This is a genomic window from Candidatus Hydrogenedentota bacterium, from assembly GCA_035416745.1.
Taxonomy (GTDB): Bacteria; Hydrogenedentota; Hydrogenedentia; order Hydrogenedentales; family SLHB01; genus UBA2224.
This window is the reverse complement of record DAOLNV010000028.1, coordinates 33,803-42,508: the sequence shown is the minus strand read 5'-3', so window position 1 is coordinate 42,508 and position 8,706 is coordinate 33,803. Positions and strand designations below refer to the sequence as shown.

Here is an 8,706-nt window from a genome sequence, read left to right as displayed (position 1 = left end):
AAGAAGACGGATGGCGCCGAAGAGGCGGAACAGCCTGCGAAAAACCCCTATGCCCTGCGGCCATATACGTTCGAGGCATTCCGGACGGGCGCGCCTGAGTTCACCCGCGAGGCGCCCGAGGAGGCGCCCATGTCCGGCGGCTGGCCGGGCAGCTTGGGCGGGGCCTTTGCGCGGGGATGGGACTTTGCCAGCCTCAAAGGCGCGTTCGAGCAGCAGAATTGGAACCAGCCCCTCGAGTTTCGCGGGGTCAAAGCGGACCGCTTCAAGGGGGCGAGTGGGAAGGATGGCAAGCCGCAGCGGCTGACTTTCCAGGGGAATGTGTCGTGGGATTGGGCGGAATCGTCATTCCGTGCCCAAACGCTTGAAGCGGACCGGGAATCCCGGGAAATCGTTATTGAACAGGGCCATATTCAGCAGAAGTTGTCATCGCTCGATGCGGACCGGCTCTATTACCGCTATCCTTCGGAGTCCGATGAGGACATTATCCCCTTGATAGATGCCCAGGGCCTTACCGAGCAGGAACGGGCCCGCCGCCTGTATACCCTGGGATATGGGGAGGCCGACAACATCGAATTGATTGAGCCTTTCCGCGAATTGCGCGCTAAACACGCCGAGTACGATTTTGCCAAGAAGACCGGTTCGGCGACGGACGTCCGAGGGCGGCTCGATGTCCTCTATTTTGGCATTGATGAACTGGAGATGGCGGGGCCGGGGCGCGCCTACGCCCGGGACGCCTGGGTGACCACCTGCCCGGGCGATCCCCCTGTGTTCCGCCTGCGCCTGAAGGAAATGGAGATTCTTGAGAACAACGTTGTGGTTGGCCGGAAAGGACGCCTCCAGATTGGTAAATTCATGACCCCCTTATACTGGCCGAAATGGACGTTTCGCCCGGGCATGGATAAGCTCATTGACATCGACTTTGACAGCGGGCGGGCTGCCGAACTCGGCTATTATCTTAACTACGGCCAGCGTTTTGCACTGAGCAAAGACGCCGAACTCGGGTTTCGCTTTTTCCCGACCGAAGAAGAAGGGGTGGGGTTTGGCATCGAGGGCGCGTACGACTACATGATGAAACCGAGCTCGCCTTTCTTCAGAGGAAAGGGCGATTTTCGCTCGCTGGCGACCACTGAGGGAAGGGGATACCTCGAGGCCTACCACCGTCACGAACTCTCTGAAGATACGGTCATGCTGCTGCAGACCGAATACTGGGAAGACGAAGATATTATCAAAGATTTCTACTACAACGAGTATCGCAATCGCACCGAACCGCGTAGTTTCGCGAACGTGACGTACACGCAACCCACCTATTTGGCTACAGGCACGTTCCGCTACAACGTGAGCGATTTCGTGGTCGAAACCGAGCGCCTGCCCGAAGCGACTTACCACCTTTTGGAACGGCGGCTCGCCGAGCGGCTATACATCAGCTTCGATACAATCGACGGACTGAATGAGCGAGAGCCATCCGATATGCGTTCCTGGCGCCTCGCGAATGTCGCCCGTGCGAGCGTGGACCTGGATTTCGCGGAAGCCCTGACCATAGTGCCGTTTTACGAGGCGGACCTTTCTTGGTACTCGAGAACGGTTGACGACGGGAATTCCGATGCGCGCTTCTCCAACACGGTGGGTGTGACGGCGCAATCCCGTTTTCATCGCGCCTATCCGGGGGGCCTGGGATTTTCGGGGTTCAAGCATGTAATCGTGCCCTCAGTGACGTACTCCTACCGGCCGGAACCGACGATGGACGTCGATGAGACGCCCCGCTTCGATGCCTATGACAATGTTTATGGGCGAAGCCGCATCGAAAGCAAGATTGGCAACATTCTCTTTGCGCGCGACGCGCTTACGGGCGATGTCTGGCAAGCTGCCCGGTTGACCCTGTATCACGGCAACGACTTCTGGAATGAAATCCGGGGTTCGACAGACTACGAGGTCGAACTGGACCTTCGTCCGCGCCCGTGGTGGGGCATTCTCACGGTAGCGGAGAATCACAGTATCGAGAACGACATGGATCTCGATGAGCCCTATCTGTTTCAACGTCTTGCGCTGGAGTTCTGGGAAGACATGATGGGAAAACCGTTTGATCCCGAGTTGTCGTATCAGTACAACGCCGTGTACGGCGATTACGACCGTATCTTGTCTTACCTCTATTACGACGATTTGCTCCAGGGAGGGAGGTTCGGGGCACGGCTCGGATTCGCATACACCGAAACCCAAGATAATGTGTTCAACCGCGAGATACTCTATGGAGCCCGGTACAAACTGGGCGAGAAATGGGCGTTTGCGTTCGAGCACCGTTACGATCTCGAGCGGGGAGACCTGTATCAGCAGGAATACGAAGTGCGGAAACGCTTCAAGTGCTTTGACTGGTCGGTCGCGGTGCGCGACCGCACGGAAGGTTGGGACTTCAACGTGGCCATCAGTCTGTCTGCGTTCCCGGGCACGAAACTCAAATTCTAGCTGGGGTAACGCGCTCCGCATGAGATGTTGCCGGAACCGGCAGGAAAGGCCTGGGCAGAAGGGCATGGGCGCCGCACTTAACAGGATCATCGAATCCAACCTGGCGGAAATCGTCGCGCTTCGACACGAGTTCCACCAACATCCGGAAACCCGTTTCAAGGAAACATGGACCTCGGAACGCCTCTCGAGCGTATTGAAGGAATGGGGAATCCCGCATACCTGCGGTCTGGCACGCGGTACTGGAATCGTCGCGTCGATCGATGGGAAGCCCGGCAAGACCATCGCTCTCCGCACCGACATCGATGGCCTCGAGATCGATGAGGCGACCAGCCTGCCGTATGCGTCGCGGATACCGAACCGCATGCATGCCTGCGGCCATGACGGCCATATGGCAACCGTGCTCGGCGCGGCACGCGTGCTTCTGGAATTCCGCGGCTCGCTTCATGGAAGCGTGCGGCTCTTGTTCCAGCCCGGCGAGGAGCAGGGGGGCGGCGCTCGCCACATGATCGCCGACGGCGCGCTCGATGGCGTCGATGCCATATTCGGCTTGCACGGCTGGCCGCAGCTCGAGGCCGGAAAGGTCGCCATAAAAAGCGGTCCTATGATGGCAAGCGCCGACTTCTTCCGGATCCACGTTCAGGGGAAGGGTTGCCATGGCGCCGACCCCGCTTCCGCAATTGACCCGGTGCTTGTCGCGGCGCACATTACGACATCACTGCAGACCATCGTCAGCAGGGAAATCGATCCTCGAAAACCCGCCGTCGTCACGATCGCGCACATCGACGCGGGCACCACGACCAACATCATCCCCGATACCGCCTTGCTCGAAGGCACCATTCGCAGTTTTGACGGTGAGACGGATGCCCTGTTGCGGGAGTCTATCGAGCGGATCGCCTGCAACACGGCCCAGGCATTTCGCGCGTCGGCATCGGTAGCGTTTGGGGAAAAGCCTTACCCCGCCTTGATCAACGACGAGGCCATGACGCGGTTGCTGCTCGACAGCGCGCTCACAACGCTTGGAAACGGAAACGTCGTTGTTCTTACTGAACCGCAGATGGTGGCCGAGGATTTTGCCTGCTATCTCGAGAAGGTACCGGGTGCGTTCTTCTTTCTCGGCGTTGCGAACGAGCCCAATCAACCGTACCCGCCCCTGCACAGTGCCTACTACGACTTCAACGACAAAGCGGTTCCTGCCGGCATCGCCGTGATGGCAGAGCTGGCCCTGCGGTTTCTTTCAGACAAACGTTGAGCGCAGGGCTCACGGCTTTTTTTGGTAGCGGGCGACTTCGTACCCGGGCATTTCGTCGATGTAGAGCCTTAACCCTTCGAGCATAAGCTGGGCGCCCGTGTATTCTTCAGTCTTCCCTTTGGCGAAGAACTCGACGGTGTAGGCGCTTTCGGTTTCAAGTCCACGCAGACGCATCTGCATGCCCAGTACATCGCTTTTCTGGCGCCGGAAGGCTTGGACAAAGCCGCCGCCGGATTCGGGCGCATTGAACTGCCAGCCCATCCAGGCGCCGGGTTCCACGGAATATTCGGTGAGCGGGTAAAAATCCCCATAATAATAGGGCGCAATACTCCGCCATTGCCGGAAGAGTCTGCGCAATGCGTCGTAATCAAGGTCCTTGATGCGCAGGTCAAAGCCACACCCGATGCTCGGGCAGGCGTTGCTCCAGAAGGCATACGGTTGCACGGGCGTTTTGCCGGAGCCGTAATACGGGGCGTCAACATGCGCGACAGTGCCGGTTCCGTGGAAGGGAATGATGAACGAGAGGCCATACGTCATCCCTTGGTGGCCGATGGGCTCGAATGCATAGTCGCTGCGCCACAGGGGGACGGCCCGCCGGAGTGTCTCGAGATCGTTGCGCCTTCCGCCGGACGCGCAGGTGTCGATGAGCATGCCCGGATGGCGCCGAAGCAGTTCGTCCCAATATGCGAGATATCCCGTGACGTGACGGATCTCGGAAATCCCTTTCCTGTCTTCCGGGTCATTTGCCTGCCAGTAGGGAAGCGGGTCCATGTTGAAATCCTGGCGGTACAGATCGATCCCGTTATCGGTCAGCAGCTTGTCAATGTGGTCTGTGAGCCACTGGCGTACCTCGGGTTCGCCGAGATTCAGGAGACCTCCGTTGGCTCCGCCCAGGACCCATTCGGGATGGTTAAGCGTTATCCACCGCCCGGCCGTTACGCGTTCCGGCTCGAACCACACCAGGATTTTCAGGCCGTTGGCGTGGGCATGATCGCTGATGGGTTTGAACCCGTTCGGGAAACGCGTTGTATCGACTTCCCACGTGCCCACCTTGTACCAGGCGCCGTCGCACGGGTACCAGCCCGCGTCCATCCACCAGTAATTGAGCCCCAGATTCTCCTCAAGATAACGGTCGATGAACATGATCTGGTTTTGTTCATTGGCGCCCTGCATCTCCTCATACGCCCGCGAGCTCGAAGCCAGAAGCATCGGCTCGGGCAGTTTGCCGCCGGGCCTGGTCATTCCGTGGGCCATCATCCAGCGCCGCCAGAGGTTCTGGGCGTCTATCCAGTCCCCTTCCTTCCAGAACAATAGGACGATGCCGGGTGTGCGCACTTCCTCGCCGGGGTGCAGCACGAAATGCGTTGTCTCCTGGCCGGCGATGAAGGCCAGGCCGTTCTTGTCGTCCCGCACGAGGCGCGCGGCCCATTGCCCGGACCATGCCACGGCAGCGAAGATTCCTTCCGCGCCGCACTCGAGATTGAAGAACGGCATGTCTTTGTTGGAGGGGCGTCCCCCGGCGCCGCCCAGGGAGGTCGTGGTCGAGGGCGCCAAGTCGGTCGTGTAGGGGCGGTACGCATCCGCTTCCGCCACACCGCCTTTGAAATGATGCAGGCGGTACGGGGAAGCCGTTTCGTGGCTGAAAGCGGTGTTGATGGTCTGAATGTCGGAAAGGACAGGCGTGTCTTGTGCACCGTTGTTCTTGAAATACATCACCCACTCGACCGCCGGGAAATCGGAGTATTGAATGCCTTCCCAACGCACTTCCAGTCCTGTCCTCCCATCTTTGTAGCTGACGGTGCAGGATGTGCGCGAATCATCCAGCTTTGCGCTGCCGCGGGAGATTTGCCACGTTGGCAAGAGGCCGGCCGAAGGCCGTTCCCCATACAGAAAACCAAAAGGCATCGGTATGGCCTGGGCTGTTTCAGCCGAAATTGCCTCGCTGGACGCGGAGTCCGCAAGGAAGCTGCTCATGCCCGCCTCTGTTCGCAGCCATTGGATGAGGTCCATAGGTTTTCTTGGCTCCTCAGTTACAGCAAGGGTGAACCGGGCAACAAAATCGGGCGCCCCACTTGGAGACGCCGCAGTCTGACCGACGAGATCCGGGCCGCCTTCCGCGCCGGGCGTCACGGCGAATTCCGTCAGAGCGACCGTGAGTCTCGGCTCGCCGGAGATGCCGGCCGTCCAGAGCCCCTTTGTGCCGCTGGCGAATGACAAAGCTCCGGCCCCCGGGATATCGGTGATGGGGAGTCCGTGCGTCTTTCCTGCGGTGTTTGCCTTGAGCGAAGAGGAATCCGGCGCCTGGGTGTCAACATACCCCGATATTGCGGCTGTGGCTTCGACGCCATCGAAAAACAAATTGAGCCCCATGAAGCGGTCCAGGCCGGGCGAGTCGAAATAGAGTACAAAAGAATGCGTTCCCGGGGCGAGAGGAATGCTGATTCGGTTGTCTTCCTTGTTGAGCCATACGGGGCTTGGGGCGGGGCCATCCCCAGCGCGCGCCACGAAGAGGTCCCATGCGGCGTCCACAGGCCCGCTGTTGAACCGGAGCGCTGGGTTCACCGTTCCGTTCGCGTCGCATGCGAACAACGTGATCCCCGTCAGTGCCGTTTCGGCAGTTCCTGCCGTTGACACGAGTGCGCCGCAGCCCGCAATGAGCACAATCAACCCTGACTTCAGGTAACGTGTTTTCATATGCACCCTTTCCAGAAAGCCCCGACGGGGCTAATGAGAAGCCCCCAATCATACTACCCGCGCCAAGTATAAGCGATTGAACTGTGGCCATGGTACCGCGCCATCCACGGGTTCTTGTCTGCACAAGATATACCGGGGCCGGTCCGGGGAGTGGCCTGTGCTCACGCCAGAGTTTCGAAACGGTCGAAGAAATCCGGGAAAGTCTTGGATACGCATCCCGGGTCCTTAATGACGACGCCGGGGACGCGGAGGCCCGCGAGCGCAAAGCTCATGGCCATGCGGTGGTCGTCATAGGTATCGATCTCAGCGCCGCGAAGTTCGCCCGGGACGATTCGGAGGCCATCGCCAAATTCCGTCACAGTCGCGCCGAGCTTTCGCAACTCGCGGGTCAGGGCCTCGATGCGATCGCATTCCTTGATGCGGAGGTTCGCGACGTTCCGGATCGTGGTTGGGCCTTCCGCAAACAGTGCCGTCACTGCCAGAGTCTGGGCCATATCAGGCATGGCGTTGAGATCGATTTCCAGGCCTTGGAGACGGTCCGCACCTGCGACTTCGAACCAATCCAGTCCCGCGGTCACCTTGCATCCCATACGTTCGAGTACCCACGGGAATTGTGCATCTCCCTGTCTCGACGCTCTTGCCAGATTCCGCACGCGTACCCGGCCTCCGGCTATGGCGGCCGCCGCGAAGAAGTAGGAGGCCCCGGAGGCATCAGCCTCGATCGCGTACGTACCCGGAACATACCGCTGTCCGCATGGGACGCGAAAAGCCGAGTAGCCTTCGTCTTGGGTCTTGATACCCCGTTCGGCCATCATGGCAATGGTCAACTCGACATACGGTTTCGAGACCAGTTCCCCTTCGACCAGAATGATCGCGTCGCGATTGGCCAGAACCGCTGCCATGAGCAGCCCGCTGAGATACTGACTGCTCGCAGACCCGCTGATATGTGTTGTTCCTCCATATTGACCAGTCGAAACGATGCTGACAGGAGGACAGCCGTTACGGGTCTGTGCATCGAGTCCCCATTCGCGCAGGGCGTTGGCGAGGTCCTCAATCGGCCGTTCACGCATTCGGGGACTGCCGTCCAGCACGGTCTTTCCGGGGATGCTGGCGCACGCCGCTGTGAGAAAACGCATCGCCGTTCCCGAGTTTCCAAGATATAGAGGCGTGTCGGGAGGGGTCAGGCGGCGCACTTTAACGGTGACAGTGTCTTTTTCTCGTGTTAATTCGGCCCCGAGAGCGCGAATGCCCTCGCTCATGTAACCCGCATCGTCTCCCTGCGCTGTGCCGGTAAGTGTTGAGACTCCGCGCGTGAGCGCCGCCATGAGCAGCGCTCGCGCCGTGCAGCTTTTCGAGCCCGGCACAGAAACCACGGCATTCAGGTTTCTGCGCGGTCGTATCTCCTGAACCTGCATGCTCATGCCTCTAATTCGACGGTGCTGTTTCTGGCCACGCCGTATTGATTAGCCGCATGGCCCTGGTTGACAGCGATTTCCAGGCGGCCGCTACTGCCAGAGTAAGCCAACGGCTCGCCTTCAGGAACGTCAGCAAAGGTGGAGGCGATTCCCTTCAGCGTGAGCAATCCCACTCGGAGTCTGCGAATCTTCTTCCCTTCGAGCCACGCGTCCGTGATGTTGGTCACCAGGTTCCCAAACGCGTCTACATGAATTACCGCGCCGTCGAGCCTGGTTTCTGAAACCCATGCCGGTTCGGGGATGTTGAGTTTGTGAAGGGTTTTCTGAACGGGGCCAATCTCGCAAAAGGGATTGCCGGCGGCCAGGTATGCCGCTGCCGGAGCGAATACGTCGCGCCCGTGGAAGGTCGGGCTTATTGACGCCGCCAGGCACGCCGGGCTGGTGATGACGCGCGCCTCATGCAGGGGCAAATGCTTCAAGACAAGGGTCAGGAGACCGTTGTCCGGGCAGACGAAACACTGGTTACCGGCACGGACCGCCACCGGATGGCGCGATGTGCCCACGCCGGGGTCAACAACTGCCACGTGTATCGTGCCGTCCGGAAAGTGCGGCGCGGCGCCCTCCAGAAACAAGGCAGCCGCAACCAGATCCCGCGGGGGCAAAGCGTGACCAAGATCGACGACGGACGCCTGAGGGCATCGGGACAAGATGACGCCTTTCATCGCGGCAACATAGAAATCCCGTTCGCCGAAATCGGTCGTCAATGTGATAAGCGGACTCATATCCGGATGCGAACGCCCAGCAGGATCAGGGTGTTGTTTTGGGGCCTGTTTCAACGTATCGTCGTGGGCGAATCATAGCAGGACGGTTTCCGACGGTAAAGCACGGTGT

5 protein-coding genes are annotated in these 8,706 nt (G+C 59.7%); 2 read left to right on the top strand and 3 right to left on the bottom strand.

The window, feature by feature from the left end:
• Window positions 1–2,457 (top strand): hypothetical protein (locus PLJ71_10740; GenBank protein HQM49155.1); only part of this gene is annotated, 2,457 nt, incomplete at its 5' end.
• Window positions 2,458–2,521: 64 nt separating this feature from the next.
• On the top strand, window positions 2,522–3,706 hold the full coding sequence (locus PLJ71_10735; protein ID HQM49154.1) for a M20 family metallopeptidase: 1,185 nt from the start codon (window positions 2,522–2,524) through the stop codon (window positions 3,704–3,706).
• A 9-nt stretch (window positions 3,707–3,715) separates the two neighbouring features.
• Here the strand turns inward: PLJ71_10735 and PLJ71_10730 are convergent, their stop codons facing one another.
• From PLJ71_10730 to PLJ71_10720, 3 genes are all read right to left on the bottom strand, one after another.
• Window positions 3,716–6,400 (bottom strand): alpha-galactosidase, encoded by a 2,685-nt coding sequence (locus PLJ71_10730; GenBank protein HQM49153.1) that lies wholly within the window; start codon window positions 6,398–6,400, stop codon window positions 3,716–3,718.
• Between the two features lie 161 nt (window positions 6,401–6,561).
• On the bottom strand, window positions 6,562–7,821 hold the full coding sequence (aroA, locus tag PLJ71_10725) for a 3-phosphoshikimate 1-carboxyvinyltransferase (GenBank protein HQM49152.1): 1,260 nt from the start codon (window positions 7,819–7,821) through the stop codon (window positions 6,562–6,564).
• Window positions 7,818–8,597: an SAM-dependent chlorinase/fluorinase gene (locus PLJ71_10720; protein HQM49151.1), complete on the bottom strand. Its 780-nt coding sequence runs from the start codon at window positions 8,595–8,597 to the stop codon at window positions 7,818–7,820. The genes aroA and PLJ71_10720 overlap by 4 nt, the downstream gene beginning before the upstream one ends.
• Between the last annotated feature and the right edge of the window lie 109 nt (window positions 8,598–8,706).

What these genes read in the sequence shown, in the direction of transcription:
- PLJ71_10730 (HQM49153.1), bottom strand. Translation starts at nt 6,400, where the DNA reads ATGAAAACACGTTACCTGAAGTCAGGGTTGATTGTGCTCATTGCGGGC.
- PLJ71_10735 (HQM49154.1), top strand. Translation starts at nt 2,522, where the DNA reads ATGGGCGCCGCACTTAACAGGATCATCGAATCCAACCTGGCGGAAATC.
- aroA (HQM49152.1), bottom strand. Translation starts at nt 7,821, where the DNA reads ATGAGCATGCAGGTTCAGGAGATACGACCGCGCAGAAACCTGAATGCC.
- PLJ71_10720 (HQM49151.1), bottom strand. Translation starts at nt 8,597, where the DNA reads ATGAGTCCGCTTATCACATTGACGACCGATTTCGGCGAACGGGATTTC.